The organism is Pseudomonas sp. F3-2 (assembly GCF_038804275.1).
Taxonomy (GTDB): Bacteria; Pseudomonadota; Gammaproteobacteria; order Pseudomonadales; family Pseudomonadaceae; genus Aquipseudomonas.
This window is the reverse complement of the sequence record NZ_CP152388.1, coordinates 2,343,770-2,362,559: the sequence shown is the minus strand read 5'-3', so window position 1 is coordinate 2,362,559 and position 18,790 is coordinate 2,343,770. Positions and strand designations below refer to the sequence as shown.

Below are 18,790 nucleotides of genomic sequence, written 5' to 3'. Positions count from 1 at the left end.
CTCAAGCATGCAAAGCCTTCAAGAGTGTCGCGAACGCCTCCACGGCATCTTCAACATCACCGTCACGCCGTTCACGGCCACCGGCGAATTCGACTACGCCGCGATGGCCGAGAACATCGAACGGGTCATCGCGCTGGGTTATGACGGCTTGCTGATTGGCGGGACGTACGGCGAATTCCCGGTCATGAGCACCACCGAGCGTGCCGACATGTTCCGCAAGGTCATGGATATCGTCGGTGACCGAGTGCCGGTCATGCTCTGCACGGCCGGCTCAGACAGCCGCGTGGTGCGGGAACTGACGCAACTGGCCGGCGATCTGGGTGGTCTGCCGATGGTCACGCCGCCGTTCGTCTCGGAAATCACTGACGCTCAGATCGTCGCGTTCTTCAAGGAAATGGCGCCGCTGTCGAAAACCGGCATCCTCATCTACAACGCGCCAGGCATCGGCATCACGCTTTCGGTCTCGGTGATCGAACAACTGGCCGCCATCGAAGGCGTCGTCGGTCTGAAACAGGGTGATCTGACGCCGACCGTGATCGATCGCATCGCCAACAAACTGGGCGGCAAAGTACGCCTGTTCTGCGCGTCCGACCTGGTATTCAGCGGTCCGATGATGGCGGGCTTCGACGGCATCAGCTCCACCAACAGCGGCGCACTGCCGGAGCTCATTCTAGCCACGTTCCGGGCGATCCAGAACGGCGACGCCAAGCGGGCGATCGAATTGCATCGCCTCTGGTTCCCGTTGCGCGAACTGGCACGCAAGCACGGTCAGCCGCAAACCACCAAAGCGATCATGAACCTGCGTGGATTCAAAGGCGGCTCGGTTCGCCACCCCTTGCTGGACCTTCAAGGTGAAGCACTGGAGGAAGTGGCAGCGGCGTTGCGCGCCCTGGCCCAGGACCCGCGCTCCTCAGTGGTTCTGCCCGCCTGATGTGATTCGCCCTCGGGGCGGTCGATGCCGTGGGCATCGTCCGCCCGGGCAGCAGAGGGTACTGCAGCAGCACGTCGATGTGGGCACGCCCGCCCGGCTGTCTAGGCTGGAAGGGGCCAACCGCCTGGCTTGCGGCGCCTTCCCCCTTCCCTTCCTGACCATTTTCAGGCGTGCGTCGTCTGCACGACGGGTCATCAGAACTCGAATTGTGCAGAGAACGCCACGGTCCTGGGATCGCCCAGGTAACTGGTGTTGAGCCAGTATTTCTTGTCCGTCAGGTTACTCACGTTCAACCGCAGGGTCAGGGCTTCATCGCCCAGCGGCAGGCGGTAGCGGGCACCTGCATCGAAGGTGGTAAAGGCTGGCAGCGTGTAGTCATTGGCTTCGTCGGCGTATTGCTTGCCGGTATAGAACGCACCGCCGGTCACGGCAAAGCCAGGCGCGGAGGCCACGTCGTATTCGGCATAGACCTTGGCCAGTTGTTTGGCCACGTTGATCGGCGAGTTGCCATCGTTGGCCGGCGTTGCGCCCTTCTTCACTTCCGGATCGAGCAGCGTGAAGCCGCTGACGAGTGTCAGCTGTGGGGTCACCTTGCCCGTCACGCTGAACTCCATGCCATTGTTTTCCTGGCGGCCATCCTGAACGAAGACCCGGGCACTGTTGGTGTAGGTGTTGGGCTTGTCGATATTGAACAGCGCCAGGGTCACCAGCGTTTCGCCGATGCTGGCCTTGGCCCCGATCTCGTACTGCTCGCTGATCTGCGGAGCCAGCGCGGTTCCGGCATTGACGGCCCTGGCCGGTGCCACCCCGCTGCTCTGCAGACCTTCGATGTAGGTGACGTAGGTCGTCAGCCAGGGGACCGGTTTGTAGATCAGCGACACGCTGGGAGAGGTCAGGCTTTTGTCATAACGGGTCTTGCGCGGCGTCGCGGAATAGACGAAGTCATTGTTGTAACTGGTGATGCGGGTGTGGGTCGCCCCGAGGATCGTCGACCACTGCTCGTTGAAGGTGATGATGTCGCCGATCAACACGTTCTGCGTGTCGCTGGTACTGGAGATGTGTCGAGCGCCGTGACCGACCGAATAATCCGGCTTGCTCACTTGCGGCTGGTCGTCCAGCGGCACGGCGCTACCGATCACCGAGCTGTATTGCTGATCCGGGATGTGGTCCTCGTACATCAACGTACGCGCCGTATTGCCCTGATAGCCCAGCGTCACCTTGTGGTCCAGCGGGCCGGTCACGAACTGCGAGTCCAGGAACAGATAGCCTGAGTATTCCTGAGTCTGAAGGGGTGCGAACGCGTACAGCGGTTGGGTGTACTGACCGGGCGCATCGACCTGCGGGCCGGTGTAGGTGTACTCCTGAGTGTATTGCTGAGCCGCGAATGCCCCACGCAGACTGAACGTGTCGTTCAGGCGCCAGTTGGCCCGCACGCCGGCCTTGTCGGTCTCGTTGTCGGAGAACGCCCACTTCTGGCTGTAGAGCTTGTCGGCATCCAGTGAAGAGGCGCGTGGACGATAGGCCTCGTCGGCAAAGTACCAATAGCTGGTCAGGCCCCGGGTGCGGTTTTCCTTATGGGACGCGTCGAACTGCACCTGCAGATCGTCACTGATGTTCCAGTCCAGTGCCAGGCTGATCATCTGCCGACGGCGCTTTTGCAAGTCGATTGCAGTCTCGCCATCCTGCGTCAACACGTTGAGCCGGTAGGCGAATTTGCCTTGCGTGTCGATCGGGCCGCCGAAGTCGCCGTGCAAATAGTAGTTTTCGCCCCCTGCATTGCCCAGCGTGACGCTGTTGTAGCGCTGGTAAGTTGGGCGTTTGAGCACATAGTTCGCCAAGCCGCCGGGGGAAGCCGGGCCGTACAGAAACCCGGTCAGGCCCGTCACCACTTCCAGCTGTTCAGTGTCTTCGATGAAGTTGCCGCCATCGGCCAGCGTGCTGAAACGCAGCCCGTCGTTGGCTATGTTGAGGCTGGACGAGCCGCCGAAACCGCGAATGGTGATAGCACTGGCGTAGCCGGCACTCTTGGGCGAATACAGCTGGGCAAAAGGGTTGTGTTTGAACACATCGTCGGTCGAGGTCGCCTGCAGGTTCTTGAGCAGCGCCTGAGAAGTCACGCTCATGGAATAAGGCGTGTCCTGCAGCTTCATGCCACCCAGCGCACCCACGTTGTTGACGTGTTCGCTCACATAACCCGCAGCCTCAGAACCATCGGCACCGGGAGGGCTACCGTTGATATCGACGTCCGACAGCGTCACCACACCGCTGTCCTGAGTGGGCACTCTGACCAATCCGTAAACGCCGTCCCCCAGCGGCACCGCCGCAAGGCCGGAACCTGCGAGCAGAACCGCGAGCCCTTTCTGTGTGTCGTAGTCACCCTCCAGTCCCGGCGAATTCAGGCCCTGCGCCAGTTCCGGGGCGAACTGCACGGTGATTTTTGCCTGCGCGCTGAAGCGGGTGATCGCCTGGGCCAGCGTCGCGGGCTGGACGCTGTAATGCCGGATCGCTTCGTCTGCCAGGGCAGGCGACGGCTGAGTGGCCAGCGCAAAAGTCAGCAATGACATTGCAAGGGTGTTGCACGTGGTCGCGCGCGGGATGCTGGGATGTTTCATGGAGCGAATGTCCTTGGGTGATTACAGATTCACTACCAAGGACGAGCGCCTTGAAAAAACGGGCCAAAAAAAATCATGCTCTGCTGACCGTCACCCAATAACGGGTTCGATAACTCACGGTCACGGGCAAGGTGTCTGGCAAGGCCGCGAGAATGGCGTCGCTGTTCTCGAGCTGGAAACCACCGCTGATACGCAGCGCCGATGCACTGTCGTCACAGTGCAACCGGCCAGGGCGATAACGCCCCAGCTCGGCGAGGAACTCGCCCAGCCGCAGGTTTTCGGCCACCAGTTGGCCTTCTGTCCAGCGCGTAGCCACTTCACTGGCCGGACGCACAGGACCGAACGCCGCAGCGCTGAACTGCAGTTGTTCGCCGGTTTCGATGACCTGAGGCGCGGCGTGGCTCGGGGTCGCCCGCACCCGGCCTTGCAACACCGCCAATTGCGTAACGCCTTCAAGCTGGCGCACGCTGAAACGCGTCCCCAACGGCTCCAGCACGCCCTGTTCGCTGGCCACTCGCAAGGGCCGTCGCGCCGGGTCTTGGCCGGTGCTGATGAAAATCTCTCCACGCACCAGACGGATCAGGCGCTGACCGGCATCGAATTGAACGTCGATTGCACTGTCGGTGTTCAGGTTTACCACGCTGCCGTCGGCCAGGGTGATCTGCTGGCGTTCGCCCGTGGCGGTGCGGTAGTCGGCTATCCAGCCCTGACCGGCGCCAAATCGATAGCCCAGAAAGGCGGCGGGCGACATCACGCCCAGCACCAGCAAGGTCTTCAACGCCTGACGCCGCTCTCGGTTGAGTGTGCCCTTGGCCATCGAAGGAGGAAGGCCTTTGAGCTGTTGTTGCACGTGCTGCGCGCGCTGCCAGGCGCGTTCATGTTCGGGGTCGGCGGCCCGCCAGCGCGTCCAGGCCTGATGCTGCGCAGCGCTCAGCGGTTGGTCATGCATCAGCACCAACCACTGGGCGGCCTGACGCGCAACGTCACGACTGATCGATGCCGGCGCCGACATCACTGCTCGATTTCCCAGAGGATGCAGGCCTCGAACGCAGTCGCCATATGACGTTTCACCGAGCGCTCGCCGATGCCCAGCTGACGGGCGATCTGCAGGTAGGTCAAGCCATCCAGCTGCGCGAGCAGGAACACTGTCCGTACCACAGGCTTCAAGCGATCAAGCAGCGCATCGAGCTGGTACAGGGTTTCGCGCAATTCCCACTGTTCTTCTGGCGAGAGTGAAAAGGTTTCTGGCAGGGTGGCGAGCATGTCCAGGTACGCCCGCTCCAGCGAATGCCGGCGGAAGTAATCGCAGATCAGCCGCTGGCCCACCGTCGCCAGATAGGCTCGCGGACTGTCCAGGTTCAGCCTTTCGCCGGTTTTACGTTGCGAACTGAGGATGCGAAGGAAGGTGTCCTGCGCCATGTCTGCCGCCTGACTGGTGCAACCCAGACGGCGATAAATCCAGCCTTTCAGCCAGCTATTGTGCTCTGCATAGAGAAGCCCCAGACGATCCTCGCTCACTACCCGCCTCCCGAAAGAAGGCCGGATCATAGTTGCTAATGATTCTCATATCAACGCACTTGTCAGGCCGACATTCTCAGCATGTCCCTGAAGGAGCTGGACAAGTAGTCCTTCACTTCGAAGAAATTCCGGCTGTGGGGCCGCGCCGAGTCCCAGACCAGTCCTACGTCCATCGACGGCACGGGATCGGCCAACTGACGCCGCACGATGCGATGACCGTCCAGTGACCAGGGACGGTAAACCAGATCAGACAGAATCGTCACGCCCTGCCCCGACGCCACCAGACTGCGCACCGCCTCGATCGAAGAACTGCGAAACCCGACATCCGGCCTCAGGTGGTATTCGCGCCAGTATTTATCGACAGTGGACACGTGTTCATCCATGTCCAGCAGGATGTAACGATACGTGGCCACGTCTGCCAGAGCGACCCGATCGGCCACCATCAGTGGGTGCTCAGGCGGGGCCCAGAGTTGCCGGGGAGAACGGATCAACGGCTGGCATTGCAGGGACTCATTGGCCGGCAGGTTCGAGGCCAGCAACAGGGCCATTTCCAGCGTGCCCTGGCGAACGCCCGCCTCGACCTCGCTGCGCTCAAGCTCCACGAAGGTCGGCACCAGCCCGGGAAACTTCTTTTCAAGGGCCTTCATGACAGGCGACAGCACGTACGCCGAGATCGTCTCGGTCACGCCGATCCTGATCGGGCCGGTGGCTTGCGAGGGCCGCAGCGCAACGGAATCCATCGCTTCGCGCATGACGGCTTCGACTTGCTGGGCGTGCCGCAGAAAACGATCCCCTGCCTCGGTCAGTCGGACGCCCGCCGCGTGGCGCGTGAACAACGTCGCGCCCACGGTGGTTTCCAGCGTTTTCAGAGAGGCGGTCATCGAAGACTGGGTGACGTGACAGCGCTGGGCAGCCCTGGACACCTGCCCGGTGTCGGCAATCGCAATGAAGTGCTGCAGTTGTTTCAACGTCGGGAGCATCGATTTTCTCAATATCGCAATACACATTCATTGAATTTTCAATGTGATCAGCCGGAGTAATACCATCTCCCTCAGAGATTTTCCAAGAGCAGGTCGGCAATGAACGTGACTCAACGGCAAGACAAGGCGGGCTATTGCACCCTTTGCCGCTCTCGCTGCGGAACGATCAACACCGTCGAGAACGACCGGCTGATCGAAGTTCGCCCTGACGTCGAGCACCCCACGGGCAAGGCAATGTGTCTCAAGGGCAAAGCGGCGCCCGAGTTGTTGCACAGCGCCGATCGGCAGTTGTTTCCCATGCGCCGCACCCAGCCGAAGAACCACCCGGATCCTGGCTGGGAAGTGATTTCCTGGGAACAGGCATTGAGCGAAGTTGCCGAGCGCCTCGAGCAGGCGCGGCGCGAACGGGGCGCCGAGTCTGTGGCCTTTGCCGTGACCACCCCCAGCGGCACGCCCTTGAGCGACAGCATCGACTGGATCGAGCGCTTCATCCGGTTGTACGGCAGCCCGAACACCTGCTATGCCACCGAGATCTGCAACTGGCACAAAGACCATGCTCACGCGTTCACCTTCGGCTGCGGCATGCCCACGGCCGATTACCGCCGCGCAGAAGTAATCCTGCTCTGGGGCCACAACCCCACCAATACCTGGTTGGCCCAGGCCGAAGCCATCGGCGCGGGTGTGGCTGCCGGGGCGCGGATGATCGTCGTGGACCCGCGCAAGACTGCATTGGCCGGCCAGGCGGACAGTTGGCTTAGGGTCTGCCCGGGGACTGATCTGGCGTTGGCGATGGGCCTGGCAAACCTGCTGATCGCCAATGACACGTTCGATCAGGCCTTCGTTCGTCAATGGAGCAACGCGCCGCTGCTGGTGCGTGCCGATAACGGCCACTTCCTGCGTTGTGCAGACATCGGCATCACCGGTGACCAGGACTACGTGGTGTGGGACACCGTTCACAATGCCCCTAAAGCCTCCTCGCCCATGACCGCGACTTCGCTTGAGCAGGCCGCAGTGCGCGGAACGTTCAGTCTGAATGTGCAGGACGCCGACACGCCGCTGGAATGCTCCCCGGTGTTCGAGTTGTACGCCCGTGAGTGCGCGCTGTACACGCCGCAGCGGGTAGAGGCCCTGACCCACGTGCCTGTGGCGCAACTTGAGCAGGCCGCGGCCTTGATCGGATCGTCGTCGCGCGTCGCGTTCCATGCCTGGTCTGGCGTGGGTCAGCAGGACAATGCATCACAGACCGACCGGGCCATCGCGTGCCTGTACGCCCTGACCGGCAGCTTCGACCGCGACGGCGGCAACCGGATCTATCAGAAGCCGCCCTACAACCCGGTGATGTCGTTCGATTTGCTGGCTCCCGAGCAACGCGCCAAGGCGTTGGGTCTCAACGAGCGACCGCTGGGGCCGCCTTCTCAGGGCTGGGTCACGGCGCGGGACGTGTACCAGGCCATCGTCCACGAAAAGCCCTACGCCATCCGCACACTGGTGGCGTTCGGCACTAACCTCCTGCTCTCCCAGCCCGATGTTCACTTGGGCGCGCAGGCGCTGCAGAAGCTCGATTTTTATGTGCACTGCGACCTGTTCGAATCGCCCAGCGCGCGCTATGCCGACATCTTTCTGCCAGTGAACACGCCGTGGGAGCGCGAAGGCCTGCGCATCGGTTTCGAGATTTCCGCCGAGGCGGATCGGCGGGTTCAACTGCGCCAGCGCATGGTGTCGCCCCGCGGCGATTCGCGCTCGGACAGCGACATCGTGTTCGACCTCGCAACCCGCCTGGGCATGGCCGGGGATTTCTTCGGCGGCTCACTGGAAGCAGGCTGGAACCACATGCTTGAGCCGCTGGGCCTGACCGTCGAGCAACTGCGCCGCGAGCCTCGCGGCATGTTCATCGAGACCCCCGATGTGCAGCGCAAATACGCTGCAAAGCCACGGCACCGGGCGTTCAACACGCCGACCGGGCTGGTCGAGCTGTACTCCGAAAAACTGCTCCGTCATGGCTACAGTCCTCTGCCCCGCGCGTCCGCCAACGATCCACGCAAGGAAGCCATGCATCGCGCCTTTCCGCTGGTCCTGACCTCGGCCAAGAACGGCTACTTCTGCCACAGCCAGCACCGCAGTCTGGCCTCACTGCGGCGCAAAGCGCTTTACCCGGTGCTGGAGATATCCGCCGAGCTGGCCCGGCAAGAACACGTCGACAACGGCGACACCCTGTTGGTGACGACAGACAGCGGCCAGGCGAAATTCTGCGCGAGCATCGTCGACGGCTTGCACCCCTCGGTTGTGGTCGGCGAGTACGGCTGGTGGCAACGGTGTGAAGCCCTGGGGCAGAACGAGCTGCCGGTACTGGGCTCCCACAGCAGCAACTTCAACAGCCTGGTCAGCGACGCCGCCTTTGATCCCATCAGCGGTTCTTCGCCTCTGCGCGCATACCGCTGCACCGTGCAACGGGACACGCTCAATGATGCTGCGCACGGCCGTTGGGAGGGGTTGCGCCCGTTCACCGTCACAGCGCTCATACCTGAAGCCGCGGACGTCACCACCGTCAGCTTCGAAGCCAGCGACGGCGGCACGGTGCCGGATTTTGAACCCGGCCAGCACATCACCCTCGAGCTGAACACCCCCGATGAGCCCACCTTGCGTTCCTACTCGTTGACCGGCCGTGCTCACCTGCAAGGGCGCCGTGGTTATCAGGTTTCAGTGCGCCGGGCAGTGGCGACCGACAGCCAGGGCATGGCCACGCTCGGGCTGGGCTCAGGTTTCATTCACGATCAATTGAAGGTCGGCGACCGACTCATGGCTCACCCGCCATCGGGGCATTTCATCCTGCCGATGCACAGTCGCCGACCGCTGGTGCTGGTCGCCTCAGGTATCGGCATCACCCCGTTCCTGAACCTGCTGGAATCGTTGCAAGACCAGCCGCAGACGCCGAATATTCTGCTGCTTTACGGCAATCGCAACGGCGAATACCACGCCTTCAAACAGCGGCTCAGGGCGTTGGCGCAGACGCTGCCCAACGTGAAAATCGTCAATTTCTACAGCCTTCCCGCCGCGTCAGACCGCCAGGGCGAAGACTACGACGTGGCTGCGCGGGTCAGCGCCGAGCACATACCCAAGGCGTTGCTGCGTCAGCGCCCCTTGGTCTACCTGTGCGGGTCGGACGCGATGATGGCTGAAGTCGGTGCTGCCTTGCTCGAACGCGGGGTGCCGCGCTTCGACATGCAGCAGGAAGCCTTCAAATCGCCGGTCAAGCCGGTCATCACGCCCGGCCAGTCCCACGAGGTGACGTTCAGCCGGTCAGGCATCACCGCGCGCTGGTCATCCGATGAAGGTTCGCTGCTCACCTTCGCGGAGAAGCTGGGCGTGCGCCTGCCCAGCGGCTGCCGCGTGGGCCAGTGCGAAAGTTGCGCCGTCACCGTGCGGCACGGCCAGGTCATGCACCTGCACGGACAGGAACCGGACACCCCATCGACGTGCCTGGCCTGCCAGGCCATCCCGTCCAGCGCCCTGACGCTGGATGCTTGATATGTGTGAAATCCCAGGTGAACCATGCTGATCATTGATGCTGAAAAAACACGCGCGCTGCTGCCGTTCGACCGCCTCATTCCCGCCCTGCAAGAGGCCTTCCGCGAAGAGGTGCACGTGCCGCTGCGCCATAACCACGCCATTCACCCTGAGTCATCGGCGCCCGGTTGCATGCTGTTGATGCCTGCCTGGAACAACCAGGGCTTTCTGGGCATCAAGACCGTGACCATTTTTGCGCAGAACGCCGCCGCAGGCTTGCCCGGGTTGCATTCCACGTACATGTTGCACAGCGCAACGACCGGCGCGCCACTGGCGTTGATCGATGGCAACGAAATCACCTCCAGACGCACGGCGGCAGCCTCGGCCCTGGCGGCCACCTACCTGAGCAGAAGCGATTGTTCTTCACTGCTGGTCGTCGGCGCAGGCCGGGTGGCAAGTTTGTTGCCTTATGCCTATCGCACGGTTCGCCCGATCCAGCAGGTGGCGGTGTGGGACATCAACCCGGCGCAGGCCGCGCGGCTGGTCGATCAACTGCAGCAAGATGGGTTCCAGGCCCGGGCGGTCGATGACCTGGCAGCTGCCTGCGAGCAGGCCGACATCGTGACCTGCGCGACGTTGTCGACAGCGCCGCTCATCGAGCGCCGATGGTTGAAGCCCGGCACTCATCTGGACCTGATCGGTGGCTTCACCCCCCAGATGCGCGAGAGCGATGACGGCTGTTTCGATGGCACCGAGGTGTTCATCGATACCGACGAAGCGCCCATGAAAGCGGGTGATCTGCTCAGCCCGCTGCAAAGCGGCGTGCTGCGCAAGGAAGACATCCGCGCTGATCTGGCGAGCCTGTGCAAGGAACGCAGCCCGGGCCGCATCGACGATCAGCACATCACGGTTTTCAAAGCAGTCGGCACGGCCCTGGAGGACCTGGCGGCTGCTCAACTGGTTTACGTTCAACGCTCACAATAATCAGAAATCTGCGCGTCATTTTCCCTTGCTGCCTTCCGCCCCGAACCTTCAGGAAGACATTATGAAAGCGTCTGTATTGCACCCCGATGAGGCCAGAGAAAGCCTCGGTTTTTTTGAAAGAATTGCAGTTGGTGTCTCGAACTGGTCGGAGCGCTGGTTTCCCGACTCTTACATATTCGCAGCCATTGCCGTGGTGCTGGTCGCGCTGGGCTCGCTCGCCACCGGTGCTTCGGTGAAGTCCGTCGCGGGCGCATTCGGAGACGGCTACTGGAGCCTGATCCCGTTCACGATGCAGATGGCGCTGGTGGCGATTTCCGGCTATGTCGTGGCGGTCTCCCCGCCCGCCTCGGCATTGATCGAGAAACTGGCTGCGCTGCCAAAATCGGCGCGTGCGGCGGTGACCTTCGTCGCCTTCATCAGCATGGGGCTGTCACTGTTCAACTGGGCGATCAGCCTGATTTTCAGCGGACTGCTGGTGCGCGCGATTGCCCGCCGCACAGACCTGGCCATGGACTATCGCGCTGCCAGTGCCGCGGCGTATCTGGGCATGGGCGCCACGTGGGCGCTGGGGCTGAGTTCGGCGGCGGCGCAACTGCAGGCCAACCCCGCCAGCCTGCCCAAGTCTCTGCTGGATATCACCGGCGTCATCCCGTTCTCGCAAACCATCTTCCTCTGGCAGTCGATGACCATGGCGGCGGCGTTGATCGTGGTGTCATTGCTGGTGGCCTGGTTCTCCACGCCGACCGGCAACCGCGCACGCACGGCTCAGGACATGGGCGTCGACCTCAGCGTGATCGATGAAGCCGCCGAAGGTCCTCGGCGGCCCGGCGAATGGCTGGAGTACAGTCCGGTGCTCACCTTGTTGCTGGTGGCACTGGGAGCGATATGGCTGTTCAACGAGTTCTCGACCAAGGATCCGATTTTCGCGATCTCATCGCTGAACACCTACAACTTTCTGTTCCTGATGCTGGGCATGCTGCTGAACTGGCGCCCCAAGCGCTTTCTCAATGCCATCGCCAAGTCAGTGCCTTCGGTCGCGGGGGTGCTCATTCAATTCCCGTTATACGGGGCCATTGCGTTCATGATGACCAAGGCACAAGGCGTCGATGGCGTGACCTTGTCGCACCACATCGCTTCGCTGTTCGTGGCCATTGCCGACAGCGACAGTTTCGCGGTGGTCATGGGCATCTACTCGGCGGTACTCGGTTTCCTGATTCCTTCCGGCGGCGGCAAGTGGATCATCGAAGCGCCGTATGTGATGCAAGCGGCCAATGAGTTGCACGTCAACCTGGGCTGGGCGGTGCAGGTCTATAACGCGGCCGAGGCGCTGCCCAACCTGATCAACCCGTTCTGGATGCTGCCGTTGCTGGGTGTTCTGGGCATCAAGGCGCGGGACGTGGTGGGCTTCACCTTCACTCAATTGCTGGTGCATACCCCGCTGGTGCTGCTGATGCTCTGGGCGTTCTCCATGACACTGGCGTACACACCGCCGATGATGCCGACGCCTTGAAAGGCCTGTGAGGGCCGAGGCCGCCGGCGGCGCACAGGCGGCCCGGCATCGTCTGCCGGCGCCGCCGTGGGCCCTGCTCAGCTGAATGTCACCGCCTTCATCGGTTGCACGTTCACTTTCAGCTCGAAGACATCCGGCCGCGCGTAGTGACCGCAGACATCGAAGTCCTGGTTGCCCTTGCTCAGTTGGCTCATGTCCAGGTCTGCATACAGTTCGGTCTCGCAATCGTAGCTGGGGCCGGCCAGCACTTCACCCAGCGGGCTGACGATCATGCTGCCGCCGCGCATGATGTAGTCGTCGCCCTTGAAGTCGAGGCTGAAGGCCGCCTGGTGCGCCTCGGAGTAGGCTTCGAGCTTGATCGCCTGGCACGCCGACAAGACGAACACGCGGCCTTCGAGGGCAATGTGGACCATCGAGCTGGGCCATGACGGTCGGTCGTCGGCGGTCGGCGCGCAGTAAAGCTGCACCCCTTGGGCGTACATCGCCTGGCGCAAGGCGGGCATGTAGTTTTCCCAGCAGATGACGCTGCCCAGCACACCCAGCTCTGTGGGCACGGCGTCGATCGTCGAACCATCGCCGAACCCCCAGATGATGCGCTCCTGCCCGGTCGGCATCAGCTTGCGGTGGTAGCCCGCGATGCCCTGACCGGGAACCAGGGTGACGGCCGTGCAATACAACGTCCGGCCAAAGCGCTCGATGATGCCGACCACGCAGATCACGCCGGTCTCGTCGACGCCGGCGGCCAGCGTGCGCAACTCCTGACCGTCGAGGGTCACCGCGCCCTGGACGTAGTCGTGATACTGCTGACGCCCGGCCAGGCTGCGGTTGCCCACCACGCTGCCAAAGCCTGTTCCCTTGGGATAACCACCGATGAACGCCTCGGGGAAGACTGCCAGCCGGGCACCCTGCCCGGCCACACGGCGCAGGATGTCGCACGCTTTGTCGACGCTGGCTGCCGCGTCATCGGGAATCGAGGCTGCCTGGATAACTGCCACTCGCATGGTATCGCTCCTAGTATTGGGTGATGTCTTTGTCTTTGGTTTCGGGAAGGGTGCGCCACAGCACCAGCAGGCAGATCAGCGAGACCGCCGCCAGATAACCCGCCGGCAGGTCCGGGTTGCCGAACTCGCGAACCAGCGCCGCGGCGATGAACGGACCAGGGCCGGCCAGGATGGCCAGCGCCAGGTTGTGCCCCAATGCCGCGCCGGTGGAGCGGATGGACGCTGGAAAAACCTCCACCAGCAGCACCACGTCCATCACGGCGGTGACGGCCACCAGCACGCCCAGCAATGTCAGCCCGAAGACGATTGCCACCAGGTTGCCGGTGTTGAGCAACAGAAAGATCGGATACGCCAGCACCGTCAGCCCGGCGGCAGCGCCCAGCAACAAACGGCGGCGGCCCCACGCATCGCTCAGCCAGCCGATCAGCGGATGCGCCACGCAGTACAGGACCAACGACACGCTGCACAACCACAGCGCCGTGCTCTTGGGCAGGCCGACCGTGGTCACCAGGTGGTTGTTGGCGTACGTGATGAAGAAGTACAGCGACACGCCGAACAGAGCGGAGAACGCAAACGTGGTGATGAACGCCTGACGCTTCACCGCCGCGCCAGGGGCCTGCACCCTGTTGGTGCCGCGCTCGCGAACCATCTTTTCGTAGACCGGCGTATCGCCCAGCTTGCGGCGGATGTACACCGCCAGAGCGGTCATCACGATCGATGCGACAAACGGCAGGCGCCAGCCCCAGGCGCTCAGTTGTGCATCGCTCAGCACGTTCGACAGCACCGCCGCAGTGAACGTACCGAACAGGAACGCGCACCCTGCGGTTCCGGTGATCACGCTTGCCGCCGTGGCGCGGCGGTGGGCGGGCGCGCTTTCGACGATGTAGATGCCGGCGCTCGACCATTCTCCGCCGACCATCATGCCCTGCACGAAGCGCAGCGCAATCAGCAGCGCAGGTGCCAGGATCCCGATGGCGTCATAGGTGGGCAGCAGCCCGATCAGCGTGGTGCAGATGCCCATGCCGAACACGGTAATGATCAGCACCGCGCGACGTCCCAGGCGATCGCCGATCGGCCCCAAGATCAGCGCCCCGAACGGTCGGGAAATGAACCCCACCGCGAACACCGCCAGCGATGACAGCAGTGACACGCCCGGGGCACTGGACGGAAAGAACAGCGTACCGATGATGGCGGCGAAGTAGCCGTAAATGGCGAAATCAAACCACTCCATGAAATTGCCGATCCCCACGGCAACCGCGCGTTTGCGCATGTCTACTTCGGCGCTGGAATGAATTTTGCTCTGCCCTGATGATTCTTGTGTCGTGTCCAATGCTCGTTCCCCATCGCTGTGCAGTTGATGGAAAACAGACTAGAAACGATGAAGCCCGCCTGACAAACGATTAGAAAAGATGAGCCGGATTAACGTACGTAATATCGCTCGCATCGACATGAACCTGCTGCTCACGTTTCACTGCCTGATGACCGAGCGCAGTGCAACGCGGGCCTCGACCGTGCTGCATGTCACGCAGGGTGCGGTCAGCTCGGCGCTCAAGCGTCTGCGCGAGCATTTCGACGACGAACTGTTCCTGCGTACCGCATCAGGCATGCAGCCCACGCGCAAGGCGATGTTATTGGCGCCGAGGATCACCGAAGCGTTGACGTCGATCTCGGGACTGCTCGCCGGTGAGCTGGAATTCTGTCCCGCGCAGTCGCACCACGTGTTCAATATCGGTTTGTCCGATGACATCGAAAGCTACCTGGCGCCCTTGCTGGTCAGTGCAGCGGCGCAAGACGGCCTGGGCGTCAGTTTCGCGTTTCACCAGACCAACAGCACGCTCTGGAAAACCTCACTCCAGGATGCCGACATGGACCTGGTGATCTGCTGCGAACCGAAGGACTTCAATACGCGCTTCTCATCGCAGGTGCTGTTTTCCTCGTCTTATTCCTGCCTGTTCCGGCCACGGCCGGACGCCGCCGACAGCCTGAGCATCGACGACTATTTCAACGCCGACCACGTGCGGATCTCGTATGACGGACGTAGGGGCTTCATCGACGATATCTTCGAAAGCGCCGGCTACGCACGCAAAGTCATTGCTTCGTTCAGCCACTTCTCGGGCGCGCTGTCGACCCTCGCGTCCAGCGGCGCCATCGCCACCCTGCCGACCTTCGCCGCCACTGCCTACGCCACGATGATCGGGCTCAAGGTCAGCCCGGTCCCGCTCCCCGTGCCCTCGTATCGCTGCTTCATGGTCTGGGACAACGCGCGACACACCGACGCCCATCACCTCTGGCTGCGGCATTTCATCGGCGAGGTGATTCAGCGTGCAGAGCAAGGCGGCAACGCCATAACGCGGCTGAGTCCGGCAGACGAGGTGGTGCTCCAGTCTGCGTGAACCCGTCGACCGCGCAGTCATCGCGAAGACCTTCACAAACACCGTACCTTTTCGAAAGGTGTTTTATATACACTGCCGCTTTTGTCCCGCCGGGGAGCGCCCAATGTCATCGAAGGTCATTTCCAGGTCACCCGAGCCATCGGCCTCACTGGAAAGCCGCATCCGCAGCCGCTATGAGCAAATGTCGGCGGTGGAGCAGAAACTGTCAGATGTCATTCTGGCGTCCCCCGGCCAGCTCGCCATGCAGACCGCGACCGAACTTGCGATCAGCGCCGGCGTATCGAAAGCGACGACGACCCGGTTTTTCCGGGCGCTGGGCTATGACTCCTACGACGCGGCGCGACGTGAAGCGCGCAAAGCCAGCAGCGGCGGCTCCCCTCTCTATCTGCAGCACCTGAACGACGCCGACCACGATCCTCAGGCGCTGGTGCAGCATCATCTGGATCAGGAAATCGCCAATCTGGCTAAAACCTACGAATCGCTCTCCCACACCGATCTTGCCCACATGACCCAGGCCATCGCCAAGGCGCGGCGGGTGGTCCTCATCGGTTTTCGTCACAGCCAGACCATCGCCGTGATGTTTCGCAGCAATCTGATTCAGGTGCGTGGCGACATTCTCTTGTTGCCCGCTCCTGGCGACAGCCTCGCCGAATACCTGGCAGGACTGGACGAGCGCGACGTGGCGATCTGCATCGGACTGCGCCGACGCGTGCCGCAGCTGGAAGGCGCCATGGCGGTGATGGCGGGATTGGGCGTGCAGATTCTGTACATCTCTGACGTGCTCACCGGCAGGCCGGCGAAGCTTGCGCGTTGGGTCATCCGCTGCCACACCGAAGGCAGCCTGATGTTCGACAGCAACGCCAGTGTCGCCGGCATCACCAATCTGATCTGCTCGCTGGTCGGCAAGGAGCTGGCAGGCGAGAAATCCACCCATCTCGCCCAGGCCGAAGTGCTCCACCAGAAACTGGAAGAGCTGGAATAAGCCTCTTTTCAGGTAATGGCCCGATAATAGCGCAACGTCGCACCAACCCGGAGCAGGCCGCACGCGAGCTCCGCAGAACTGTTTCAGCCTAAGAAACATATGTTTCTTAAAATATTCCTCTGAAACCCTTGTTTCTACTGGGCTGGCGATTTTATTCGGGCCGCCACGCCGATGCTGGCACAGAATCTGCGATACCCCTTGGGTCTACCCATCACCCAAGGGCGCCATCATGAAAAAAACGTTCTCCGGATTTTCACTCGTTCTGGCCGCAATGACGCTGGGCGTCGGCCTGCACGCCTCTACGTCACTGGCCGACACACTGGATGACGTGAAGGCACGCGGCACGCTGGTCGTGGCCATCGATCCGACTTTCGCCCCGTACGAATACACCGACGACAGCGGCGCGATCACCGGCTACACCCCGGCCATCATGGCGCAGGTCGCCAAGACCCTCGGCGTCAAGGTCGAGTACCAGAAGATGGCGTTCAGCGGGATCATCCCGGCGCTGATTTCGGGTTCGGTGGACGCCGAAGGCTCATCGCTCAACGTCACCGCCGAGCGCGCCGGCAAAGTGCTGTTCGTGGCCCCGTTCGGCAAAAGCGTGAACGCTGTAATGACCCGCGCAGACGACAAGCGCATCGATCCCACCGGCTTGAAAGTGGAAAGCCTCGCTGGCCTGAGCGCCGCCGTGAAGACTACCTCCGCGCCGGAGCAACTGGTCAAGCAGTTCAACGTCGAGCTGAAATCCAAGGGCCTGGCCCCCATCAAGATCGTCGGCGTAGACAGCGTCGACCAGACCCTCTCGGCACTGATGACTCGACGCGCCGACTTCATCCTCGACGACATTACCGTTCTCGGCAGCCTGCTCAAGCAGCACCCGGACAACCTGCGTCAGGTCGGCGAACTGGGCGCCAGTCAGTGGATCAGCTGGGCGACCCGCAAGGACGACACACGCCTGAACAAGGTCATCAGCGATCAGATCATCGCGATGCAGAGCTCGGGTGAACTGCAGAAATTGCAGCAGCAATACCTGGGCGTGACCTTCGATCTGCCCTCCCACGATTTCATCCCTGCCAAGTGAGAACCTCCATGTCTTCGCCAACCACCCACGTTCATGTCCCTGCCGGGCATGGCCGGACCTTCGAAGTACGCCGCGGCCAGTTCATTACCGTGATCGATCGTGACGGCCAGCAGGCAGCCGACTTTGTCGCCATCGTCAACGGTCAGGCCGACGAATACCTGTCGCCCACCCACACCCGCCGGCGTCTGGACTCACTGTTTTTCAGCGTCGGCGACTGCCTGTACTCCAATGCCGACGAGGCGTTGCTTCACGTGCTGCACGACACGGTCGGCGTGCACGACGCCAACGTCCCGGCCTGCGATTGCACGCGTTTCAGCGTCGATTTCGGCGTGGACGGGCACCGCAATTGCCTGGACAACATGCACGAAGGCCTGCGTGAGTACGGCGTGTCAGCGGTCAACGTGCCCGAGCCGTTCAACCTGTTTCAGAACGGCCCGGTGACGGCCGACTGCCGGATGCAAGTCACCGACCCGATCAGCAAGGCAGGCGATCGCATCGTGTTCCGTGCCCTTAAAGACCTGGTGTGCGCGGTGTCGTCGTGCCCGCAGGACATCATCCCCGGCAACGGCCTGCTGGTGACGCCCATCGATATCGTCATCTCCGATGACCAGCCGCCATTCGCCTGACAGACTTTCAAGGAGTACCCCATGCTGTTAATGAAAGACGCCACCGAAACCCGCGCGCCGTTGCCCCTGCAAACGGTCAGCGTCGCAGCGGGCACTGCCGGTTCGATCCTGGTCAAGCGCGGGCAACTGCTGCGCATCACGGCGCTGAACGACGGCGCCGTCGCGAGCCTGTTCGGCTTCAGCGAAATCGAGCCGGACGTGCATCTGTCGGTGCACCACACGCGCGTGTTCAGCAATTCCTACGTGCTGGGCGCGGGCATGCGCATGGTCAATAACCGTCGTCGCCCGGTGATGGTGCTGGGCAAGGACAGCGTCGGTCGCCACGACCTGCTGCTGCCAGCCTCGACGACGTCGTTCCTCGCCGCCAACGGTTATGCCGGGCAAACGGGCTGCGTCGAAGCGCTACAAGGTGAGCTTCGCCGTCTGGGCCGTGAGCAGCCCAAGCTTCCGGACCCGATCAACCTGTTCATGCATGTGCAGCTGGATCAGCAAGGGACGCTGTCGCCACAGCCCAATACTGTCAAGGCCGGTGACTCGGTCACCTGCCGCGTGGTGCTGGACACGCTCTTCGTGGTGTCCACGTGCTGCACCGGCATCGCGGGCAACGACATCCCCGGCGCGGTTGAACTGTCGGTGGCCGAAGACCTCAGCGACTTTGCGGTTTAATC

Annotated in this window: 15 protein-coding genes; 9 read left to right on the top strand and 6 right to left on the bottom strand. The window is 62.4% G+C overall.

What is annotated here, in order from left to right; translation table 11 throughout:
* Positions 1 to 7 precede the first annotated feature (7 nt).
* Positions 8 to 931 (top strand): dihydrodipicolinate synthase family protein, encoded by a 924-nt coding sequence (locus AAGQ88_RS10865; RefSeq protein WP_093458168.1) that lies wholly within the window; start codon positions 8 to 10, stop codon positions 929 to 931.
* 194 nt (positions 932 to 1,125) lie between these two features.
* On the opposite strand, the gene AAGQ88_RS10860 is transcribed toward AAGQ88_RS10865, so the two are convergent.
* The 4 genes from AAGQ88_RS10860 to AAGQ88_RS10845 all read right to left on the bottom strand — a co-directional run bounded on the left by AAGQ88_RS10860 (position 1,126) and on the right by AAGQ88_RS10845 (position 6,041).
* Positions 1,126 to 3,543: a TonB-dependent receptor gene (locus AAGQ88_RS10860; protein WP_342655306.1), complete on the bottom strand. Its 2,418-nt coding sequence runs from the start codon at positions 3,541 to 3,543 to the stop codon at positions 1,126 to 1,128.
* Between the two features lie 73 nt (positions 3,544 to 3,616).
* Positions 3,617 to 4,555 carry a FecR domain-containing protein gene (locus tag AAGQ88_RS10855; RefSeq protein WP_342655305.1) on the bottom strand — a complete coding sequence of 313 codons (939 nt, stop codon included), beginning with the start codon at positions 4,553 to 4,555 and terminating at the stop codon, positions 3,617 to 3,619.
* Positions 4,555 to 5,061 (bottom strand): sigma-70 family RNA polymerase sigma factor, encoded by a 507-nt coding sequence (locus AAGQ88_RS10850; protein WP_342655304.1) that lies wholly within the window; start codon positions 5,059 to 5,061, stop codon positions 4,555 to 4,557. Before AAGQ88_RS10850 ends, AAGQ88_RS10855 begins: the two co-directional genes overlap by 1 nt.
* A gap of 62 nt (positions 5,062 to 5,123) precedes the next feature.
* A complete protein-coding gene (locus AAGQ88_RS10845; protein WP_342655303.1) occupies positions 5,124 to 6,041 on the bottom strand; it encodes a LysR family transcriptional regulator in 918 nt (305 codons plus the stop codon).
* A 99-nt stretch (positions 6,042 to 6,140) separates the two neighbouring features.
* Here AAGQ88_RS10845 and AAGQ88_RS10840 point away from each other — a divergent pair, with 99 nt between their 5' ends.
* The 3 genes from AAGQ88_RS10840 to AAGQ88_RS10830 all read left to right on the top strand — a co-directional run bounded on the left by AAGQ88_RS10840 (position 6,141) and on the right by AAGQ88_RS10830 (position 12,039).
* Entirely contained in the window at positions 6,141 to 9,566 is a 3,426-nt protein-coding gene (locus AAGQ88_RS10840) for a molybdopterin-dependent oxidoreductase (protein WP_342655302.1), read from the top strand.
* Positions 9,567 to 9,590: 24 nt separating this feature from the next.
* Positions 9,591 to 10,529 (top strand): ornithine cyclodeaminase family protein, encoded by a 939-nt coding sequence (locus AAGQ88_RS10835; protein ID WP_093458162.1) that lies wholly within the window; start codon positions 9,591 to 9,593, stop codon positions 10,527 to 10,529.
* Between the two features lie 61 nt (positions 10,530 to 10,590).
* Positions 10,591 to 12,039 (top strand): TIGR00366 family protein, encoded by a 1,449-nt coding sequence (locus tag AAGQ88_RS10830; protein WP_342655301.1) that lies wholly within the window; start codon positions 10,591 to 10,593, stop codon positions 12,037 to 12,039.
* 77 nt (positions 12,040 to 12,116) lie between these two features.
* Here AAGQ88_RS10830 and AAGQ88_RS10825 read toward each other — a convergent pair whose 3' ends face one another.
* Positions 12,117 to 13,040 (bottom strand): carbon-nitrogen hydrolase family protein, encoded by a 924-nt coding sequence (locus tag AAGQ88_RS10825; RefSeq protein WP_342655300.1) that lies wholly within the window; start codon positions 13,038 to 13,040, stop codon positions 12,117 to 12,119.
* 10 nt (positions 13,041 to 13,050) lie between these two features.
* Positions 13,051 to 14,310 carry an MFS transporter gene (locus tag AAGQ88_RS10820; RefSeq protein WP_342655299.1) on the bottom strand — a complete coding sequence of 420 codons (1,260 nt, stop codon included), beginning with the start codon at positions 14,308 to 14,310 and terminating at the stop codon, positions 13,051 to 13,053.
* A gap of 139 nt (positions 14,311 to 14,449) precedes the next feature.
* On the opposite strand from AAGQ88_RS10820, the gene AAGQ88_RS10815 reads away from it, so the two are divergent.
* The 5 genes from AAGQ88_RS10815 to AAGQ88_RS10795 all read left to right on the top strand — a co-directional run bounded on the left by AAGQ88_RS10815 (position 14,450) and on the right by AAGQ88_RS10795 (position 18,788).
* Positions 14,450 to 15,433, top strand: coding sequence for a LysR substrate-binding domain-containing protein (locus AAGQ88_RS10815; RefSeq protein ID WP_342655298.1), 984 nt, complete (start codon positions 14,450 to 14,452; stop codon positions 15,431 to 15,433).
* A 103-nt stretch (positions 15,434 to 15,536) separates the two neighbouring features.
* A complete protein-coding gene (locus tag AAGQ88_RS10810) occupies positions 15,537 to 16,415 on the top strand; it encodes a MurR/RpiR family transcriptional regulator (RefSeq protein ID WP_285424656.1) in 879 nt (292 codons plus the stop codon).
* 229 nt (positions 16,416 to 16,644) lie between these two features.
* The gene (locus tag AAGQ88_RS10805; protein WP_342655297.1) at positions 16,645 to 17,496 is read left to right on the top strand and encodes a transporter substrate-binding domain-containing protein; all 852 of its coding nucleotides are present in this window, start codon (positions 16,645 to 16,647) and stop codon (positions 17,494 to 17,496) included.
* An 8-nt stretch (positions 17,497 to 17,504) separates the two neighbouring features.
* On the top strand, positions 17,505 to 18,122 hold the full coding sequence (locus tag AAGQ88_RS10800; RefSeq protein ID WP_342655296.1) for an urea carboxylase-associated family protein: 618 nt from the start codon (positions 17,505 to 17,507) through the stop codon (positions 18,120 to 18,122).
* Positions 18,123 to 18,143: 21 nt separating this feature from the next.
* Positions 18,144 to 18,788, top strand: a complete 645-nt coding sequence (locus tag AAGQ88_RS10795) for an urea carboxylase-associated family protein (RefSeq protein ID WP_342655295.1) — start codon at positions 18,144 to 18,146, stop codon at positions 18,786 to 18,788.
* Positions 18,789 to 18,790 lie beyond the last annotated feature (2 nt).